The 20,243-nt window shown below is 43.0% G+C and carries 20 protein-coding genes; 18 read left to right on the top strand and 2 right to left on the bottom strand.

The window, feature by feature from the left end; genetic code table 11:
* Positions 1 to 190 precede the first annotated feature (190 nt).
* From nadB to yajC, 15 genes are all read left to right on the top strand, one after another.
* A complete protein-coding gene (gene nadB / locus IRB79_RS22550) occupies positions 191 to 1,774 on the top strand; it encodes an L-aspartate oxidase (RefSeq protein ID WP_243505042.1) in 1,584 nt (527 codons plus the stop codon).
* Positions 1,743 to 2,579 (top strand): carboxylating nicotinate-nucleotide diphosphorylase, encoded by an 837-nt coding sequence (gene nadC / locus IRB79_RS22545; protein WP_243505040.1) that lies wholly within the window; start codon positions 1,743 to 1,745, stop codon positions 2,577 to 2,579. Before nadB ends, nadC begins: the two co-directional genes overlap by 32 nt.
* Before the next feature lie 23 nt (positions 2,580 to 2,602).
* The gene (gene nadA, locus IRB79_RS22540; RefSeq protein ID WP_243505038.1) at positions 2,603 to 3,709 is read left to right on the top strand and encodes a quinolinate synthase NadA; all 1,107 of its coding nucleotides are present in this window, start codon (positions 2,603 to 2,605) and stop codon (positions 3,707 to 3,709) included.
* 371 nt (positions 3,710 to 4,080) lie between these two features.
* Positions 4,081 to 5,208, top strand: coding sequence for a SafA/ExsA family spore coat assembly protein (gene safA, locus IRB79_RS28090; protein WP_279401035.1), 1,128 nt, complete (start codon positions 4,081 to 4,083; stop codon positions 5,206 to 5,208).
* On the top strand, positions 5,205 to 6,215 hold the full coding sequence (locus IRB79_RS22530; protein WP_243505036.1) for a hypothetical protein: 1,011 nt from the start codon (positions 5,205 to 5,207) through the stop codon (positions 6,213 to 6,215). The genes safA and IRB79_RS22530 overlap by 4 nt, the downstream gene beginning before the upstream one ends.
* A complete protein-coding gene (locus IRB79_RS22525; protein ID WP_243509617.1) occupies positions 6,199 to 7,191 on the top strand; it encodes a phosphotransferase in 993 nt (330 codons plus the stop codon). Before IRB79_RS22530 ends, IRB79_RS22525 begins: the two co-directional genes overlap by 17 nt.
* A gap of 111 nt (positions 7,192 to 7,302) precedes the next feature.
* On the top strand, positions 7,303 to 8,046 hold the full coding sequence (locus IRB79_RS22520; RefSeq protein ID WP_243505034.1) for a YhcN/YlaJ family sporulation lipoprotein: 744 nt from the start codon (positions 7,303 to 7,305) through the stop codon (positions 8,044 to 8,046).
* A gap of 163 nt (positions 8,047 to 8,209) precedes the next feature.
* Positions 8,210 to 8,758: an intercompartmental signaling factor BofC gene (locus IRB79_RS22515; protein WP_243505033.1), complete on the top strand. Its 549-nt coding sequence runs from the start codon at positions 8,210 to 8,212 to the stop codon at positions 8,756 to 8,758.
* Between the two features lie 137 nt (positions 8,759 to 8,895).
* On the top strand, positions 8,896 to 9,459 hold the full coding sequence (locus IRB79_RS22510) for a tyrosine-type recombinase/integrase (protein ID WP_243505031.1): 564 nt from the start codon (positions 8,896 to 8,898) through the stop codon (positions 9,457 to 9,459).
* A gap of 153 nt (positions 9,460 to 9,612) precedes the next feature.
* On the top strand, positions 9,613 to 10,224 hold the full coding sequence (gene ruvA / locus IRB79_RS22505; RefSeq protein WP_243505030.1) for a Holliday junction branch migration protein RuvA: 612 nt from the start codon (positions 9,613 to 9,615) through the stop codon (positions 10,222 to 10,224).
* A 53-nt stretch (positions 10,225 to 10,277) separates the two neighbouring features.
* Entirely contained in the window at positions 10,278 to 11,279 is a 1,002-nt protein-coding gene (ruvB, locus tag IRB79_RS22500) for a Holliday junction branch migration DNA helicase RuvB (RefSeq protein WP_243505029.1), read from the top strand.
* Complete coding sequence (locus IRB79_RS22495; RefSeq protein ID WP_243505027.1) at positions 11,276 to 11,482, top strand: DUF2905 domain-containing protein; 207 nt, start codon at positions 11,276 to 11,278, stop codon at positions 11,480 to 11,482. The genes ruvB and IRB79_RS22495 overlap by 4 nt, the downstream gene beginning before the upstream one ends.
* 27 nt (positions 11,483 to 11,509) lie before the next feature.
* Entirely contained in the window at positions 11,510 to 12,538 is a 1,029-nt protein-coding gene (gene queA, locus IRB79_RS22490) for a tRNA preQ1(34) S-adenosylmethionine ribosyltransferase-isomerase QueA (protein WP_243505026.1), read from the top strand.
* A gap of 67 nt (positions 12,539 to 12,605) precedes the next feature.
* The gene (gene tgt / locus IRB79_RS22485; protein ID WP_243505025.1) at positions 12,606 to 13,745 is read left to right on the top strand and encodes a tRNA guanosine(34) transglycosylase Tgt; all 1,140 of its coding nucleotides are present in this window, start codon (positions 12,606 to 12,608) and stop codon (positions 13,743 to 13,745) included.
* Positions 13,746 to 13,816: 71 nt separating this feature from the next.
* Complete coding sequence (yajC, locus tag IRB79_RS22480; protein WP_009333093.1) at positions 13,817 to 14,101, top strand: preprotein translocase subunit YajC; 285 nt, start codon at positions 13,817 to 13,819, stop codon at positions 14,099 to 14,101.
* 194 nt (positions 14,102 to 14,295) lie between these two features.
* Here the strand turns inward: yajC and IRB79_RS22475 are convergent, their stop codons facing one another.
* Positions 14,296 to 14,622, bottom strand: coding sequence for a TIGR04086 family membrane protein (locus IRB79_RS22475; protein ID WP_347815362.1), 327 nt, complete (start codon positions 14,620 to 14,622; stop codon positions 14,296 to 14,298).
* A gap of 258 nt (positions 14,623 to 14,880) precedes the next feature.
* On the opposite strand from IRB79_RS22475, the gene IRB79_RS22470 reads away from it, so the two are divergent.
* Positions 14,881 to 15,531: a DUF421 domain-containing protein gene (locus tag IRB79_RS22470; RefSeq protein ID WP_243505024.1), complete on the top strand. Its 651-nt coding sequence runs from the start codon at positions 14,881 to 14,883 to the stop codon at positions 15,529 to 15,531.
* A gap of 59 nt (positions 15,532 to 15,590) precedes the next feature.
* Here the strand turns inward: IRB79_RS22470 and spoVB are convergent, their stop codons facing one another.
* Positions 15,591 to 17,156 (bottom strand): stage V sporulation protein B, encoded by a 1,566-nt coding sequence (gene spoVB / locus IRB79_RS22465; RefSeq protein WP_243505022.1) that lies wholly within the window; start codon positions 17,154 to 17,156, stop codon positions 15,591 to 15,593.
* A gap of 122 nt (positions 17,157 to 17,278) precedes the next feature.
* Between spoVB and IRB79_RS22460 the strand changes: the two genes are divergently transcribed.
* Both IRB79_RS22460 and secDF read left to right on the top strand, forming a co-directional pair.
* Positions 17,279 to 17,575, top strand: a complete 297-nt coding sequence (locus IRB79_RS22460; RefSeq protein ID WP_243505021.1) for a post-transcriptional regulator — start codon at positions 17,279 to 17,281, stop codon at positions 17,573 to 17,575.
* A gap of 298 nt (positions 17,576 to 17,873) precedes the next feature.
* Positions 17,874 to 20,138 carry a protein translocase subunit SecDF gene (gene secDF, locus IRB79_RS22455; protein WP_243505020.1) on the top strand — a complete coding sequence of 755 codons (2,265 nt, stop codon included), beginning with the start codon at positions 17,874 to 17,876 and terminating at the stop codon, positions 20,136 to 20,138.
* Positions 20,139 to 20,243 lie beyond the last annotated feature (105 nt).

The raw sequence follows: 20,243 nt of genomic DNA, 5'->3' as shown, positions 1-20,243 counted from the left end.
CGCTTCTGGATCGAGCGGACATGATGCTGCATAATCGAAATATTTAATGTTCTCACCTGCTCTCTCTTTTTAAATAAAACCTTCGAAAAGCACAGAAGTTCCTCTTAAACTATGAAAACCTCTTGTCATAATTCTAAATCTGTGTAAATATAGGTGTCAAGACACCTGTAAAAACAGGAGGTAAAAAAGAATGAATGCCGACGTTTTGATTATTGGAAGCGGGGTAGCCGCTTTGCAGTTGGCAAAGAAGCTGCGACAGGACTTGAATGTGATTGTTCTCACAAAGTCAACAGTTAAAAATGGAAACTCATATATGGCGCAGGGCGGCATTGCGGCTGCCCTGGGAGTAAATGATCACCCATCCAAGCACTACATGGATACACTCGAAGCAGGAAGGTTTCATAATGATTCTGATGCAGTGCTGTCCCTGACCAGTGAAGCACCCTCCCTGATAAAAGAGCTTAATCAAGAGGGATGCCTGTTTGATATGAATTCTGAAGGAGCAATAGCGTTAGGCATGGAAGGGGCTCATTCAGAAAACAGAATTGTTCATGGAGGCGGGGACAGCACTGGAAAAACAGTCATTGATTTTATGCTGTCAAAGAAGAATCAAAACGTTCGAATCATGGAAAATGTTCTCGTGTTTGAATTGCTGATAAATCACACGGACGGCAGTTGTATAGGGGTAAAAGGAAAAGATACCAATGGTGTAATTCATCGATTCTTTTCATCTCATGTTGTCCTTGCAACAGGGGGCTGCGGCCAGCTATATGAATATACATCCAATGCCGATACCGTAACAGGAGATGGAATTGCCTTAGCGTACAGAGCAGGTGCGGAAATTGCTGATATGGAGTTCATCCAATTTCATCCCACACTTCTCTATAAAGACGGTAAAGCATTGGGGCTAATCTCTGAAGCTGTCAGGGGAGAGGGCGGCCGGCTCATTACAGAAGACGGGAAACCAGTAATGGCAGGACTTCATCCACAGGGAGATTTAGCGCCAAGACATGTTGTGTCACAGGCAATTTTTCATTCTTTAGAGGAAGGAAAAGCCGTGTTCCTGGATATCTCCTCAATTGAAAACTTTAAATCCAGGTTTCCGACGATAACAAAAATCTGTGAACAAAATGGAGTAGATTTAAGCATTGGGAAAATTCCAGTTTCACCCGGAAGCCACTTTTTAATGGGAGGAATTAGAACTGATTTAATGGGCCGCACCAGCATTCCTGGCCTGTATGTGATAGGTGAAGCTGCATGCACAGGCATACATGGCGCTAACCGGCTTGCAAGCAACTCCCTTCTGGAAGGTTTATATTTGGGCAAAAGGCTTGCGGAGTGGCTTAATGAACAGCCATCAAGTGGACCTGCTAGAGGACTGACATTTCCCAAGACAGAATTCAGATGTCTAATCAAAGAAAGTTTGCCTCCAATTGAAGATATTAAAATGAGAATGATGAAAAATGCAGGGATTATCAAAACAAAAGAAGGGCTTTTAGATCAGCTTGCCTGGCTTAAAGGCTGCAAAATTGAAGAATGGATTAAAGCAGAACTTGATGATCTTTCAATAGAGGAAGTGACACGGGCTTTCATGCTTATCGCAGCTTATCTGATAACAGATTCTGCATTAAAGAGGACAGAGAGCCGGGGTGGTCATTTCCGGGAGGATTATCCTTTCGAAAGTCATGAATGGCTTGGAAAAAGAATTATTCAATCCCGAAAATCTGAAAAGGATGGTAAACATGAACAAATTAAAGCTGCGATTGCAACTTGAACAGTTTTTTCTCGAGGATATAGGTGACCGTGACCTGACAAGCGGACTTATTTTTGGAGAGAATCAGACAGGAAAGGTGGTTTTCCTGGCAAAAGACAATGGCATTTTTTGCGGAGAAGAAATAATCAGGTCAGGTTATAAGGTGCTGAATCCAGCGGCTGAAGTCAATATAAAAGTAAAGGATGGAGAACGGATTGAGAAAGGTCAAGTCCTTGCTGAAGCCACAGGGCCTGTATCCGATTTATTAAAAGGAGAAAGAGTGATCTTAAATCTGCTCCAAAGAATGAGCGGAATTGCAACAAAAACAAGTGAGGCTGTCCGGGTCTTAAATAGTTCACATACGAAAATCTGCGATACGAGAAAAACTACACCTGGCCTTAGAATGCTTGAAAAATATGCAGTCAGATGCGGAGGGGGATTTAATCATCGATATGGCCTCTATGATGCCGTCATGATTAAAGACAACCACATTTCTTTTGCAGGCTCAATTTCGAAAGCTGTGGAAGAAGTGCGGTCAAAAATTGGGCATATGGTAAAAGTTGAAGTCGAAACGGAAACAAAAGAACAGGTGCTTGAAGCAGTTGAAGCAGGTGCAGATGTAATCATGTTTGACAACAGGAGTCCGGAAGAGATTAGAAAGTGGATCAGCAGCGTGCCGAATGGGATTCTGACAGAAGCATCCGGAGGAATAACGTTGGATAACCTGTCAGCTTACAGCGATACAGGGGTTGATTTTATTTCACTGGGTTTTCTTACACATTCTGTGAAATCGCTTGATATAAGTGTGAAGGTTACTGTTGAATAAATTGGCAAAGGGGTATGGAGGAAATGAATATTTTTCAGACTGCAGATAAACAAACAAATATTCTTCCGGAAAAATATCGAATGATGACTGTAAAGGAACTGGAGGATCGAGCAAGAGAAATAAAAAATAAGCTTGGAAATAAGCTGTTCATTCCGGGTCATCATTATCAGAAGGATGAGGTCATCCAGTTTGCGGACGCTACTGGTGATTCACTAAAGCTTGCCCAGCTTTCACAGGAAAATTCAGAGGCAGAATATATTGTGTTTTGCGGAGTTCACTTTATGGCTGAAACGGCGGATATCTTAACAGATTCCCGTCAAAAAGTGCTATTGCCTGATATGCGCGCAGGCTGCTCCATGGCCGATATGGCTGATATCAGCCAAACAGAAAGAGCCTGGACGAAGCTGCAGAATGTGTTTGGCGATACAATGCTTCCTTTAACATACGTAAACTCTACTGCGGCCATCAAGGCTTTTGTAGGCCGTCATGGGGGAGCAACAGTTACTTCTTCGAATGCTGAAAAAATGGTGAGCTGGGCGTTTGACCAGAAGCCGAGAATTGTATTTCTGCCTGACCAGCACCTTGGAAGAAATACGGCTTATAACCTCGGAATTGGGCTTGAGGAAATGGCTGTATGGAACCCCATTACGGATCAGCTGGAATATGAAGGGCCGCTTGAGGACATTAAAGTAATTCTCTGGAAAGGCCATTGTTCTGTTCATGAAAACTTTACTGTTGAAAATGTCAAAGAAGTTCGGGAACAATATCCGGCAATGAAGATCATTGTCCATCCGGAATGCAGAAGGGAAGTTGTGGAACTTTCCGATATGGCCGGGTCAACCAATTATATAATAGATGCAATTGAACATTCAGAACCTGGGTCTGCATGGGCGATCGGTACAGAGATGAATCTGGTTAAAAGGATTATCACCCAGCATCCAGATAAAAAAATCATCTCACTTAACCCTCATATGTGTCCCTGCCTGACCATGAACCGGATCGATTTGCCGCACCTTGTTTGGTGTCTTGAAGCAATCGAGCAGGGCGAAAGCCAAAATCTAATTCAGGTTGAAGAACAAACAGCAGCATTTGCTAAATTGGCATTAGATAGGATGCTCGAACGTCCATGAGCGTTTGCATAAGGTTTGCCGTTCATTAAAACCAGCGGAAATTAACACGGGCATTCAGAAACACTCTGCGTAAACTAAGGCTAATAAAAAAATTCTCCCCGCCGGGAGGATTTTTTTATTGCCTTGCTGCCCTTTGCTGTTACTAGGATTAGAAGAAACGTTGATTCATAATTCCTGGGAGAAATGCATATCTTTTTGTGTAGATTGTTAGCAATTTGCCCATTTCTTCATACACTATATGGACTCATCGCGATTAACGGGCACTAATCTGCACCTTACAAATAAATGGATGAAATGCCCGTAAATGCCCGATTGGTTCTACTAACCATCACTGATGGAAGTATCACCTTACGCATAGGAGGGAATTCAGAGTGAAAATCCATATCGTACAGAAAGGGGATACTCTTTGGAAGATTGCCAAAAAGTACGGCGTGAATTTTGAAGAGCTGAAAAAGATGAATACACAGCTCAGCAACCCTGATATGATTATGCCCGGTATGAAAATAAAAGTTCCTGCAAGCGGGGGCTCAATAAAAAAAGAGGCTCCTATTGGAGGAAAACCGGAAGCAAAAATAAATTTGGGTGCCAAAAAGGAAATGCCAAAAGCAGAACACCCTTTTGCCAAAGAGAAACCTATTACCATGCCGTCAGCTGAAGCACCTAAGGAAAAGCCGGTAAAAGAAGCACCGAAAAAGGAAATGCCAAAAGTAACGGCGCCAAAGGTTGAAATACCGAAGGAAGTGCCTAAGCCTGCACCAAAAGAAGTTCCCAAAAAACCTTATACGCCAAAAATGCCAAAGCCTATTATGCCTGAAATTGATATAAATAATTATTATATGATGAATATTCAGCAGCCGGCTCCGCAGCAAAAGCCGCTTCCAGCAAAAGAGGTTAAACCGCAGCAGCAAAAACCGCTTCCAGCTAAAGAGGTTAAACCGCAGCAGCAGAAACCGCTTCCGGCTAAAGAGGTTAAAGCGAAGGAAAAACCATTGAAGCCTGCAGAAACAAAACCACAGCAAAAACCACTGCCTATATCAGAATCCAAGCCACAGCCCCAGCTCCCGCCTAAACCAGTCAATATCCTTCCGCAGGTAAAGCCGGCTTCGAATCAAGAAAGTCCTGAATCGCCGGAAAGCGAATCATCTTTATATACACATCAAGGAGGTCAATATCAGCCAATGTTTCCTTTTAACCCATGTTACCCGCAAATGCCTTATCCTCAAGTACAAGGAGCGATGATGCCGCAGATGCCCCACCAGATGCCACAGGTGCAGGGAGCGATGATGCCGCAGATGCCGCACCAGATGCCACAGGTGCAGGGAGCGATGATGCCGCAGATGCCGCACCAGATGCCACAGGTGCAGGGAGCGATGATGCCGCAGATGCCGCACCAGATGCCACAGGTGCAGGGAGCAATGATGCCGCAGATGCCGCACCAGATGCCACAGGTGCAGGGAGCGATGATCGCAGATCCAGATCGCAGGTGCAGGGAGCGATGATGCCGCAAATGCCGCACCAGATGCCGCAGGTGCAGGGAGCGATGATGCCGGAGCATCAAATGCCTCATATGGGTATGATGGCTGGAGTTGAAAGTCCGGATTATGATGAATCTTCGCCTTTCATGCCAATGTCTCAAATGCCGTCGGGTGTGATGGGGGAAGATATGGGACAGCAGATGCCGCATCAAGTGCAAGGGGCGATGATGCCGCAGATGCCACATCAGATGCCACAGGTGCAGGGAGCAATGATGCCGCAGATGCCGCATCAGATGCCACAGGTACAGGGAGCAATGATGCCGCAGATGCCTCATCAAATGCCATCAGGTGTAATGGGTGCGGAAGACATGGGAATGCAAATGCCGCATCAGATGCCACAGATGCAGGGAGCAATGATGCCGCAGATGCCGCATCAGATGCCACAGGTGCAGGGAGCAATGATGCCGCAGATGCCGCATCAGATGCCACAGGTGCAGGGAGCGATGATGCCGCAGATGCCGCATCAGATGCCACAGGTGCAGGGAGCGATGATGCCGCAGATGCCGCATCAAATGCCATCGGGTGTGATGGGCGCCGAAGATATGGGAATGCAAATGCCGCATCAAGTGCAAGGGGCTATGATGCCACAAATGCCGCATCAAATGCCATCAGGTGTAATGGGTGCGGAAGACATGGGAATGCAAATGCCGCATCAGATGCCACAGGTGCAGGGAATGGAGGAATCTCCAGGTATGTCTCAAAAGCCATTAATGCCTGGTTCGGTAATGGGTGCTTCTAATGATTGCGGATGTGGAGGACCGCAATTTGCTCCGGGAGGCTACGGTCCGGGACCAGGATTCGGTCCGGGACCAGGATTCGGTCCGGGACCAGGATTCGGTCCGGGACCAGGTTTCGGTCCGGGACCAGGATTCGGTCCAGGACCAGGATTCGGTCCGGGATTTGGCCCAATGGGCGGAGAGGCATTTGGCATGCCAAGAAGCTTTGACGAAAGCAGTGAATACGACGGTTAATAATGGAGGAGACGATTTAGTTCAAAATCGTCTCCTCTCCTATTTGCAAGATCAGCTGCCCTTTAAAATTGAAGAATTAAAGCAGATCAGAAAAAAAGTTTATCTATTGAGGACGCAGGAACGGATCTTTATTTTGAAAGGATTTTCATCCTATCACCGGCTAAAGCTTCAGGAGGCATTTACTTCATCATTAATGAATGAAGGATTTGCAAAAACATATATTTTTTATGAGGTTGCCAAAGAACCGCCTTTGTTTTTTGACCGGACATATTTTGGGTGTATGGAGTACATCCCGCCTTCGGAAGAAGTGTTCACCTATTTTTTGAAGAGCGATCGTTTGGAAGGGCTGAATTTGCTGAAGAATTTCCACGATACTACAGAGAAGCTTGTAAGCCGTTACCAGACGGTTGTGCCGGCATATCGGCAGGCGGACAAGTGGAGAGAAAGAGCGACCCTTTTCCTTAATAATCTCCCTGTAATAAGATATTTTGTCCAAAAAGAAATTATTAATGAATTATTAGCCTGGGCAGATTGGTCCTTAAAAGGCATTGAAGAGGAAGCCTGGCTTTTTCAATCCGGGAGGAAGGTTATTCTGCACGGTGATGTAGCACATCATAATTTTCTGAGAGCAAAAGATCAATCTTTATATTTGCTTGATTTTGACCTGATAGCAATAGGTACTCCTCATTCTGATTACCTGCAGTATGCAAATCGCATCCTCCCTTTTATGAAATGGTCATTTGACGATTTGGGAAAATATCCAATCTTTAAATCCAATCTTGAAGAAAAGGGCTTTCTTCATGCATTGGCATTTCCAACTGATATATTCAGGGAATGGAATCGTGTAATAAGGGATAGAACATATCTTGATTCTGTAAAGATTCGTCCAGTTTTGGATTTAACTGTAGGTCAGTTTGCTGAGAGACAGCGTTTTATTAAAGCTCTTAAATATGCCGCCAATGAGAAAAACAAATAATGTACAAAAAAATTGGACGTAAATGGACAGAATGAAAGCCTCCTTTCGCTCACAAGCTAAGAAAGAGCAGAAATGCTCAGGGCTTGTAATATTAGCGAGGGGGTTTTTCGCTTGCACAAGAAATTAATTGCAGTGCCGATGGCTGCCATCATGACGATGGGATTGGCAGGATGCGGAACGAATGAAGATGCATCTGTTGATCGAAAGAATGAAATTGGTCAGCCCATGGGGTATTATTCAAATGAAAATCACGGAAACCGCGGTGGAAATGTCCGGGTTGAAGATGGTACAGATAATGATGGGCCTCTGACGGAAATGATGGATCATACTCTGGGCGGAGAGGGAAAAAATAACGGCTACAACCGAGTGGACAATAATGCAAGAAGAGTCAGAAATGAAAATACTGGAAACCCTACTGTTCCTCTTGCTGACAGGGATCGCAGCTTTTTCCAGAGAGATAATCGTTTTAGCCATAGCGATGCAAATTATCATGGGCATCTCGATGACAATACACGACAAGCTAAAAATTCTTATTATCAGGCTTATGAAGGTGAGCTTGCTGAAAAAATTGGCAACGTTGCAGCTTCTGTTCCAAACGTTGAAGATGTCAGGTCTGTTACTTATGGAAGCGATGTTTTGATTGCTGTAGATTTAAATGATTACGATAAGGAAGAACAGACGAAAGAAGCGATTCATGAAGCTGTTCAGCCATATTTGCGCGGAAGGTCCGCCACGGTGGTAACAGACGAAGGAACGTTTAGCCGTTTAAGAAACATTGATAACAATCTTCGTGATGGCGGCCCGCGAGAGCAAATTGATTGGGATTTAAAAAGTTTATTCCGCAGGGAAAAATAAAGATTTAGCAAAGAGGGCAAAGCTGCTGGGCTTTGCCCCTTTTTACATATTTAAATTATTTCAGGATAAACATGAAAATATTGGTCACACTAATCATAAAGATCTGGGAAAACAGGCTCAGGCGGATGCTGCAGAAGTTACTACTTAATCGAGGTGATCGATCATGAGAACCATATGGGGCTTGCTATTAATAGGAGCTGCTTCCTTTTATCCCTTCTTCCAGACGGATGCATTCAACTTTTTATCAATGGATACTTCTGTATATGCTGAGGCAGCAGAAAAACACATTGAAGGTCCGCTTAAGATGGATGTCATTTTGGAGAGAGAATATCTGGATGGGGAAGTGAGCCAGGAAACGATAGAGGAAACCATATGGACCCTTGAAGATTTCTGGGCTAAATATGATCAATGGCAGCTTGTTGATATGGATATAGATTATATGGTGTTCCGCCGGAAAATGGATGATATATCGCCATTATTAAAAGCAAATGGGTACTTCGGTGTAACTGAGGATGGCACACTAACCATTTTCAATGGAAGGCCGCAAAAAACAAATATCATTCAGTCTTTCTTTCAAATCGATTTAGGGAAATTAGAAAGCACAAAATGTGAAGAATTAAAAAAAGGAATCCCCATTGTAACAAAAGATCGATATGTGGAAGTTCTGGAGACGTTTAAAAGCTATACTGCCGGTGAAAAGCAAGCGAATTGAAAAAGCAGTGAAACATGCAAGGGAATGGGATTCTCTTGCATGTTTCTATTTTTAATGAATTACATATAATCATTTGTAATGTTACTTATTTTTTGATAGCTTATACTTATGTAACATTAGTTGCAGGAGGGAATCTTGTGGAATATGTTGATCCTATCAAGGACATCAAAAGCATAAATAAAATTAAAGAGATTTTAAGACAGCAGTCACAGCGGGATCTTTTGCTTTTTGTATTAGGTATAAATACGGGCATAAGGGTCAGTGATTTGCTATCTCTGAAAATTAGTGATGTTTGGGATGGGAAGGAGATAAAAGAATTTATTTATTTAAACGATCTCAATGGCGATGAAAATAAAGCATTTTACTTAAATAACAGCGTGAAAAAAGAACTGAAAAAATATTTTACCCAGCATGATTTCTCTGAATGTGATTATCTCTTCAAATCGAAAAAGAATAACCAGCCAATTACCCGCCAGCAAGCCTATCGGATCATAAATAATGCTGCAAAGGAAGCTGGAATTCCAGGGAAGATCGGCACGCATACACTTCGAAAAACATTTGGCTATCATGCATATAGAAAAGGGATTGCCATTTCAATCATTATGACCATCTATAATCACCATTCTTCTGCTGAAACTTTGCGTTATCTCGGAATTGAAAGAGGCGGGAAGCAATTGATAAAAGTGGACGTTAATTTATAGAATGAGTTTAAGGCATTGGCTGATATAGAGCGTCCTGTGTACCATAGGATTCAAGCAATGTATCTGTCCCCAGCCTCTTCAGCATTTTATTCTTCGTGCCTAAAATAGAATATGGTACAATGAGGTACAGTTAAACTGGAGGAGAGAAAGGCATTGTATGAATTCGTAAGAGGCAAGCTCGATTTTATCGGGCCGGAATATGTGGTTATTGAAAACAACGGTATAGGCTATCAGATTTTAACGCCAAACCCATTTAGCTATACCCCGGAGTTCGGGCAGGAAGTCAGGATATACACGTATCATTATGTACGGGAAGATATTATGGCATTGTACGGTTTTCAGACTCGGGAGGAGAAGACCCTGTTTACCAAACTGCTGAATGTTACCGGCATTGGGCCGAAGGGAGCTCTTGCAATTCTTGCTTCGGGTGAACCGGAACAGGTGGTGCAGGCGATTGAAAATGAAGATGAAGCGTTCCTCGTTAAGTTTCCTGGAGTCGGAAAGAAAACAGCGAGACAAATGATTCTTGATCTGAAAGGGAAGCTGCCGGATATTGTACCTGACTTTTTCCCTAATCTGTTTTCAGCGGATAAACTTCAGGCTGAAAGCGGGCCTGCGGGGGACCTGGAAGAAGCTTTGCTTGCATTAAAAGCGCTGGGCTACTCAGATAAGGAACTGAAAAAGATTACACCGGAACTGAAGAAGGAAAAGCTTACAACGGACCAATACATAAAGAAGGCTCTGCAAAAGCTTTTAAAACTATAATTTATTGGAAGCGGTCCGATTCATTTAAGCTGATATTAAGAAGGTGATTATGTATGGAAGAGCGGATAATATCCGGTGAAGCTGATCTTCAGGATCTTTCATTCGAACAGAGTCTGCGCCCGCAGACACTAAAGCAGTATATTGGACAGGATAAAGTAAAGGAAAACCTCGAGATCTTTATCAAAGCTGCCAGAATACGCGAGGAGACCTTAGATCATGTCCTTCTATATGGACCGCCTGGATTGGGTAAAACTACACTGGCTGCCATTATTGCCAATGAAATGGGCGTAAATATCAGAACCACTGCAGGCCCCGCCATTGAAAGGCCTGGTGATTTGGCGGCGATCCTGACTGCTTTGGAACCGGGTGACGTCCTGTTTATTGATGAAATTCATCGCTTGCCGCGTTCGATTGAAGAAGTTCTTTATCCGGCAATGGAGGACTTCTGTCTGGATATTGTCATCGGAAAAGGGCCAAGTGCCAGATCAGTCAGACTGGATTTACCGCCTTTTACACTGGTTGGCGCGACTACAAGGGCAGGGTCGTTATCGGCTCCGTTAAGGGACCGTTTTGGAGTGCTCAGCAGGCTTGAATACTACTCAGAAGAGCAGCTGACTGATATTGTTGTCCGTACAGCTGAGGTTCTTGATACAGGTATAGAACAAAAAGCTGCCACTGAGGTGGCCAGAAGGTCAAGAGGCACACCTAGAATTGCAAACAGGCTCCTCCGGAGAGTCCGGGATTTTGCCCAGGTCAAAGCAGATGGTCAGATTGATGAAACGCTGGCCAAGGAAGCTTTGGAGCTTTTGCAGGTTGACCGTTTAGGCCTTGACCATATTGACCATAAATTATTAAGAGGGATTATAGAAAAATTCCGCGGCGGACCTGTTGGCCTTGAAACAATTGCAGCGACCATTGGGGAAGAAGCGCACACGATTGAAGATGTTTATGAACCATATTTATTGCAGATTGGGTTTCTTCAGCGGACACCAAGAGGAAGAATTGTAACGGACCTGGTGTACCGCCATTTTCAGATGGAGGTGCCTGCTGATTGAGCGGCATATCAAAGTGGCTGATGGTCATTGGTGCCATCATTTTTACCATCGGATTTATAAGCCAGTTTATTAATATTGGCAAGCTGCCGGGGGATATAGTGATCAAGAAAGGCAATGCGACATTTTATTTTCCAGTCGTTACATCGATTTTGATCAGTGTTATCCTTTCTGCCATCTTTTATTTTATTGGCAGGTTCCGGTAGTCTATATGAATAACAGAGGGTGACATCATGAAAGTAGATTGGTTTGATTTTCATTTGCCTGAGGAATTAATTGCACAAACGCCTTTGGCTGATCGGACAAGCAGCAGGCTAATGGTCCTCGATAAAAAAACCGGAAATATTCAGCATAGTGTTTTTAAAGATATTAAGAATAATCTCAAAGCTGGAGATTGTCTTGTGCTGAACGACACAAAGGTCCTTCCTGCCAGGCTGTTTGGAGAAAAAACAGGCACTGGTGCGAAAATAGAGGTGCTTCTTCTCAAACAGCTTGAAGGGGATAGCTGGGAAACGCTGGTCAAGCCAGCCAAGAGAGTGAAAGAAGGAACTGAGATAACGTTTGGAAACGGAAATTTGACTGCTGTTTGCACTGGAACTTCAGATCATGGCGGCAGGATACTGGAGTTTAAGTATGACGGGATATTCTATGAGGTGCTGGAGCAATTAGGAGAAATGCCATTGCCTCCTTATATTAAGGAGCAGCTTGATGATCGTGACCGTTATCAGACTGTGTTTGCCCGTGAGCGCGGTTCTGCTGCAGCTCCTACAGCAGGCCTTCATTTTACTGAACAGCTCCTTGAAGAGATTAAGGAAATGGGTGTGCATATTGCTTTTATTACTCTGCACGTTGGTCTGGGAACTTTCAGGCCGGTTAGTGTGGAGGATTTGAATGAGCATGAAATGCACGCTGAATTTTACCAGGTAACAGAAGGAACTGCACGGCTATTGAATGAAGTGCGTGAGCAGGGAGGAAGAATTATCAGTGTGGGGACTACATCCACGAGGACTTTAGAAACCATTGCTTCCATGCATAATGGCCGATTTGAGGAAGCAAGCGGCTGGACAGATATTTTCATTTATCCAGGCTATGAATTTAAAGCGATTGATGGCATGATTACGAATTTTCATCTGCCTAAATCGACCTTGATTATGCTTGTAAGTGCACTGGCAGGCCGTGAGAACGTTCTGAATGCCTATAATCAGGCGGTGGAGGAACGTTATCGATTCTTCAGCTTTGGAGATGCTATGCTCATTTTGTAGCATTATTTTCGCCTTTGCCAGGCAAAAATAATTGCTTTGAGGTTTTAAATGGAAGGAGAACTGCAACTTGACTGCAATTCGTTATGAATTAATTAAAACATGTAAGCAAACTGGTGCCCGTCTGGGACGGGTTCATACGCCGCATGGATCTTTTGAAACCCCTGTGTTCATGCCCGTGGGAACACTCGCTACAGTAAAAACCATGTCCCCGGAAGAATTAGTGGAAATGGGAGCAGGCATTATTCTGAGCAATACTTACCACCTGTGGCTTAGACCGGGTCAGGAAATCGTGGAAGAAGCAGGCGGGCTGCATAAGTTTATGAATTGGGACCGGGCCATTTTGACAGATTCCGGCGGGTTTCAAGTGTTCAGTCTTAGTGAATTCCGTAAGATTGAAGAAGAAGGCGTTCATTTCAGGAATCACTTAAATGGCGACAAGCTATTTTTATCACCTGAAAAAGCAATGAATATTCAAAATTCGCTTGGTTCAGATATTATGATGGCATTTGATGAATGCCCTCCTTATCCAGCCTCCTTCGAATATATGAAGAAGTCAGTAGAGCGGACTTCCCGCTGGGCTGAGCGCTGCTTACAAGCACACAAACGCCCGAATGATCAGGGACTCTTCGGAATTATACAGGGCGGAGAATATGAGGAGCTGCGCAAACAAAGCGCGAGAGACTTAACATCTCTTGATTTCCCAGGGTATGCTGTGGGCGGTTTATCTGTGGGCGAGCCTAAAGATGTAATGAACCGTGTGCTTGAATTCACAACACCGCTTATGCCGTCTGATAAGCCAAGATACCTTATGGGAGTAGGATCTCCCGATTCCCTGATTGATGGTTCAATCAGAGGGATTGATATGTTTGACTGTGTTCTTCCTACAAGGATTGCCAGAAACGGAACATTGATGACAAGTAATGGCCGACTGGTTGTTAAGAATGCAAAATTTGCAAGAGATTTTGGCCCTATTGATGAGAATTGCGATTGCTACACATGCCGCAATTACAGCCGTGCTTACATCAGGCATTTGATCCGCTGTGACGAAACATTTGGAATCAGGCTTACAACTTACCATAATCTCTATTTTCTGCTAAAATTAATGGAACAGGTAAGACAGGCGATCAGAGATGATCGTTTGGGTGACTTTAGAGAAGAGTTTTTCGAAAGGTATGGATTCAATAAGCCTGACGCGAAGAACTTTTAATAAAAAAAGAGAGTTCATTTAAGGAGCAGCTTTTCCTTAAAGGGGGACAATCTTTGAAAGGGGGGAAAACTATGGAGCTTTTAGGAACATTAGGGCCATTATTGCTGATGTTTGTTTTATTCTATTTCCTGTTAATTCGTCCGCAGCAGAAACGCCAAAAGGCAGTTCAGCAAATGCAGAGTGATTTGAAAAAGGGAGATAAGGTTGTTACAATCGGCGGCCTTCATGGATTCGTTGATGCCATCGACGAAGACAAAGTGGTTATTAAATGTGGTGACGGAAGCCGTCTTACATACGATCGTGCAGCGATCCGCGAAGTAACGCAGGCAACTGGCGATGCATTAGCAAAATCTTAATATCAAAAAAAGAAGGTCCTGAATTTCAGGACCTTCTTTTTTATGGTAAGAAAACTTTGAACTTCGATAACTGTCTAGCTCCACAAGGAACGCTTCGACAGCATATTCATCGCACGACTAAAAGTGTTAGCTTTTAGGAGGAGCGCTTACCCCCTCGAGGTGTCGGGGGTGGGCAAGGCGCTTCCGCTTTTCTTTTAAGCTGTTCTTTTGGTGTTGAGATTTACTCCCAATATTCCGCCCATCATTGCTGTCAGCGTGAAACAGGTGTGGTATATCATTTGCTCCATATCAAATAAACTGTCATGTCCCAAATATTGAAATAGAAAAATAACGATTGAGTAAATAAGGCCTGTCAAGCCTCCAAGCAGCCAGCCTTTTTGCTTCCCTTTACCTCCGGATATGAACCCGCCCGCAAAAAGAGAAACAAACGAAACAGCAGTAATAATATACTGCAGGGAAGACTCCTGCAGCGAGGTAAACCGCAGCAGCAGTGAAAAAACGAGACTGCTCGCTACAGCAATGGCAAAAATGGCGATAATTCCATAAAGTACGGCGCTCCCGAAGTTCTTTGACTCTTCTATATTGACCCTCTCCCTTCTGAATCAGTAAATAGGAACAGCTTTGACCCCAGAGGCTATTCAGCTTAATCCTTAGTACAAGCATATTCATACAATGAAAAAATAGAATCGAAAATGTTCAAAGAAAAAACCTGATAAAATCATAAAAGTTCCAATATGCGGAAGGATATAAAGGATTGCATCAAAAGGAGTGCTGTAGAAGTGGAAGAATATCTAATCATTGTAGGAAGAACATTATTTCTCTATGCAGTCATTCTTCTCATTTTTAGACTAATGGGCAAAAGAGAAATTGGTGAATTAAGCATCCTGGATTTAGTCGTCTATATCATGATTGCTGAACTTGCAGTAGTGGCGATTGAAACTCCGGATTCAGAAATCTTGAAAAATGTGCTGCCAATGTTCCTTTTGATGGTTGTGCAGATTGTGCTGGCCCTATTTTCCCTGAAGAGCAAAACGTTCAGGGATGTCGTTGATGGCAAACCGACCATTATTATTAATAAAGGAAAAATTGATGAAAATGCCATGAGGAAACAGCGGTATAACTTTGATGACCTGCTTCTGCAGTTAAGAGAAAAAGATATTGCCAAAATCTCAGATGTGGAATTTGCCATCCTTGAATCTTCCGGTACTTTGTCAGTGTTTGAAAAAAAGGACAGCAAAGAGGGGGGGATTACGATCCCTTTAATTATAGATGGCACAATTCAGAAAACTAATCTGGAAACGATAAATAAAAGTGACTTTTGGCTGCGTCAGGAGCTTAGAAAAGAGGGGTTTAAAGAGTTATCTAATATATCATTCTGCAGCTATGAAAATGGCCAATTTTATGTAGATCTGCTCGACGAAAGGAAATAAATTAATGGTCAGCTCAAGATATGCCAGATTGTTGAGCTGACCCTGCTGATAAAGGCAAATTATCTAAATGCAAACCTTGATAACAATCTGCCAATCCATGGGATCCGAATCAAATCATTCTTTTTAATGAGCTTAAAGAATAATAAGAGAATTATATATGCAGCAGTGATGGCTGAAGAAATCACAATTACCCTTACTGCTGTATTCAAGTCAGGAGAAAGTAAATCTTTGAGCATCCAGATGCCAATGCCTCCTGACAAAAACATGGCAATAAACGTCTTTAGATAGTCCCTGGCGAAAAAAGTAAACGAAATAGCTTTCAGTACTGTTGCAAAGTGAAGCATTGTCACCAGGACTGTGCCGGTCAGAATTCCCATCGCAACACCATTGATGCCAAATGCAGGCTGGCTGGCAAGAAGAAAGATGACTGCCGTTTTAACGACAGCGCCAATCAGACTGTTGATCATTGCGGCACGGGCCAGATTTAATGCCTGTAAAGTTGCCTGAAGAGGCCCCTGATAATAATAAAACAGAAAAAATGGCGCCATCAATTTAATAAAATGAGAACCGCTTGAGGAGCCGTACATTACTTCCATCAATTGATCGGAAAGGACATAAAGAACCACCACTGCCAGGCCGCCAGTAATAAATGCAAACCGAAGTGCCTGCTGAAGACGGTATTCGATCAGACGCATATTATTTTGGGAATTTGCTTCGCTGATAGCCGGAACAAGAGATGTTGACAAAGAATAAGTAATAAACGATGGAAGCAACAGAAGAGGCATGGCAAAGCCGGTAAGAGCACCATATTGCTTCGTAGCCGCAGCTGCCGCCACCCCTGCAAGTGCAAGACTCTGCGCTACCACAATCGGTTCAAAAAACCAGGCGACTGAACCGATCATTCTGCTGCCAGTCGTTGGAAGGGCAACGGTCATCAGTTCGTTAAATGTACTTTTTCCGGAAGAAACAAATTTAAAAAATTGTTTCCTGACTCTGAATTTCTTTTTAAGCTTAAATGTGGTCATTAAATATAGCAATGATGCAAGCTCTCCAATGACAGCTGCCAGCATGGCTCCCGCTGCCGCATACTCAATTCCGAATGGCAGAAATGCTTTTGTCATCAAAGCGATCAGGCTGATCCGGACTATCTGTTCAATCATCTGGGAATAGGCAGCAGGCTTCATGTTCTGTCTGCCCTGGAAATAACCCCGGATGACAGAAGAAACTGCAATGATCGGCACGATAGGGGCGATTGCCATCAAAGGCAACTGTGTGCGGTCATCAGTAAATAGCGTTTCTGATAATAATGGAGCAAGCAAAATTAAAGCAGGAGTGAAAACAATTGAAAGTGAGATTGTCGTCGCTAAGGAAACAACTAATATTTTCTTAATTTTTGCTGTATCTCCCCTTGCCTCCGCCTCTGCCACATTCTTAGAAATAGCCACCGGCAGCCCAAGCTGTGTGATGGTGACGACAAGAATCATAGTGGGAAAAGCCATCATATAAAGGCCAACGCCTTCTTCTCCAATAAATCGGGCAATGACAATTCTGTTTATAAAGCCCAGGACCCTGGTCACCAGGCCTGCAGCAAGCAGGATCATGGTACCTTTCAGAAATTTGGACATTCAACTCCCTGCCTTCTCAAAATGGGTATTATCATATACAATTATCTATATGCAAGATAGAGGACAAAGCATGACAAGCTATCATAATTTCCATGTGAATAATGGCGGGGAGGCGGCTGAAAGTGAAAATCGGCCATGAATATGATTATTTTCGCATTACGGTAAAACCTGCATTGGAAAGCAAACTGGATGAATTTCGGCTGCTGGGATATAAAAAAGTGACTGAGCAGGAGCTCTGGGGATTCCTGACAAAGAAAAAGTGGAAGAAGCCAAAAGAAAATGTCAGGCTATTTGAAATTGTGGAAGAAGTAATGGAGGTAAAAGTGAGTGAATACATTCACTATGCTACCATCGAGGCTTTTAAAGAGGCAGACTTTGCTTTCGAAAATGAAGAAGAAAGAAGGGAACTATTAAAGTAGTCAGATTTCCAATTTTTATAAAAATTAACATGATATAAGACAAATTGACAGGTTTTACAATCTGTTTCATAATGAAAAGCGGAGTAAACGGTCTTTTTCATGTCATTGTTCATACATAGATTGAAATTTAAGAGCCAATGGTAAAAGCCGGCTAGGGTTCAAACGAAAGTCTTATTACGGGAGGCTGCTTAACAGATATGCAGCTTTCCGACGCAAGCCTGTATGGCAAATAATGCATCACAGATGCTGATGTGGTTATTTCAAATAGCGGGCGATAGCTAAGGAGGATTTATTCATAATGGTAAAGCGCAGCCGTATCGTTGCCTTTTTCCTGATTGTTGTATTATTGGGAAGCTTGGCAGGGGCAACGACAAACAACATCTTAAAAAATATTAAGCTTGGACTTGATTTGCAGGGCGGATTCGAGGTCCTCTATGAGGTAACGCCAAAAGATGGGCAGAAGGTTGATAAAGCCGTCCTTGCTAGTACTGCCGAAGCACTGGATAGGCGGATCAATGTTCTAGGAGTCAGTGAGCCGAATATCCAGATTGAGGGAGATAAGAGGATCCGTGTTCAGCTTGCTGGTGTGACAGATCAGAATAAGGCAAGGGAAATTCTGTCCACAGAAGCTAATCTATCATTTAGAGATGTTAATGATCAATTGATGATGGATGGTTCAGACCTTGCTGAAAATGGAGCAAAGCAGACATTCGATGAAAACGGAAAGCCAAGTGTTTCATTGAAGCTGAAGAGTGCCAGCAAATTTAAAGATGTAACTCAAAAAATTGTCAATATGGGAGCGCCAAATAACCTGCTTGTCATTTGGCTTGATTTTGAAGAAGGCCAGGATTCATTCCAGGCAGAGTCAGCAAAAGAAGATCCAAAATACTTATCTGCTCCCCAGGTAAGTCAGATTTTTAATCAGGATACCGTGTCCATTGTTGGGAACTTTACGATTGAAGAAGCACAGACACTGTCGGATTTATTGAATGCCGGTTCCCTGCCTGTACAGCTCGATGAAGTTTATTCGACATCGGTAGGTGCGAAATTCGGTGAGCAGGCAATGGAAACGACTATTCTTGCCGGTATCATTGGAATTGCAATTATATTTATCTACATGATTGCGGTATATCGTTTCCCTGGGTTTATAGCGACACTTACATTATCTTTCTATATTTATCTGATTTTACTCGTATTTGACTGGATGAATGGCGTATTGACGCTGCCTGGTATTGCTGCGCTGATTCTGGGGGTTGGTATGGCTGTTGATGCGAATATCATTACCTACGAGAGAATCCGTGAAGAAATAAAAGTGGGCAGAACAATCAAATCAGCTTTCCAGGCTGGTGAGAAAAACTCACTTTCGACCATATTTGATGCAAATATCACAACCATTTTAGCAGCAGCCGTTTTATTCATGTATGGGACAAGTTCTGTAAAAGGATTTGCTACCATGCTTATTATAAGCATACTGGCTAGCTTTATTACTGCGGTTTATGGCACAAGGCTGCTTATGGGGCTTTGGGTCCATAGTAAAGCACTGAATAAAAAGCCAGGCTGGTTTGGGGTTAAGAAAAGTGAGATCAAAAATATTGCTGAAAATTACGATACCCTTGATTTGCCGACCAAGTTCGATAAATTTGATTTTGTAGGGCATCGCAGGAAGTTTTTCATTCTATCTGCTGTATTAATTGCAGTGGGAATAATTGTTGTTTCCATATTCCGACTGAACCTCGGAATTGATTTTGCCAGCGGTACGCGCATTGAGCAGCTGGCTAATGAATCTTTAACCAAAGAAGAGCTCCAAACTGAATTATCTGCGGTAGGATTAGAGACTGATGATATTGTCATCTCAGGTGATAATAAAGAAATTGGCGTTGCAAGGTTAAAAGGTGTGCTGACAAAAGATGAAATTGCCGATTTAAAGACTCATTTTCATGAAAAATTCGGTGCCGATCCAAATGTCAGTACGGTTTCACCGACAGTTGGTAAGGAACTTGCCAAAAACGCGCTGATTGCTTTGGCCATAGCCTCTGTAGGCATTATCATCTATGTAACCATTCGCTTTGAGATCAAGATGGCCATTCCGGCAGTTCTCGCGCTGCTTCATGATGCTTTCTTTATCATTGCTGTATTTAGCTTTACGCGTCTTGAAGTGGACATTACCTTCATTGCAGCAGTACTGACGGTAGTTGGTTATTCGATCAACGATACAATCGTAACGTTCGACCGGATGCGTGAGAATATGCAGAAAAAGAAAAAGCTCAAATCATTCGAGGATATTGCTGATGTTGTAAACAAAAGTCTTCGCCAAACGCTTGGCCGCTCTGTGAATACTGTTTTAACTGTTGTATTTACTGTCGTTGCGCTATTGGTGTTTGGAAGTGAGTCAATCAGAAATTTCTCGTTTGCACTTTTGATCGGTCTAATTGCAGGTACCTATTCATCGATTTTCCTTGCTGCGCAGTTGTGGGCAGTATGGAAAGGCAAAGAACTGAAAGAAAAAGGCGTTATTAATACCGTAAAAGAAAAACGCAAAGTCAGTGACGAACCTCAAGTATAATACTTTCAAAAACTCAGGCGAATGCCTGAGTTTTTTTATTAATCTTGAAAGCTGGATGCCGTCTATTTTACAAAAATGGTTAATGATTCCGTTAAATAGGATAAA

The organism is Cytobacillus oceanisediminis, assembly GCF_022811925.1.
In the GTDB taxonomy this organism is placed as follows: domain Bacteria; phylum Bacillota; class Bacilli; order Bacillales; family Cytobacillaceae; genus Cytobacillus; species Cytobacillus oceanisediminis_D.
The sequence above is the reverse complement of the archived record's forward strand: the minus strand, read 5'-3'. Positions and strand labels throughout refer to the sequence as shown.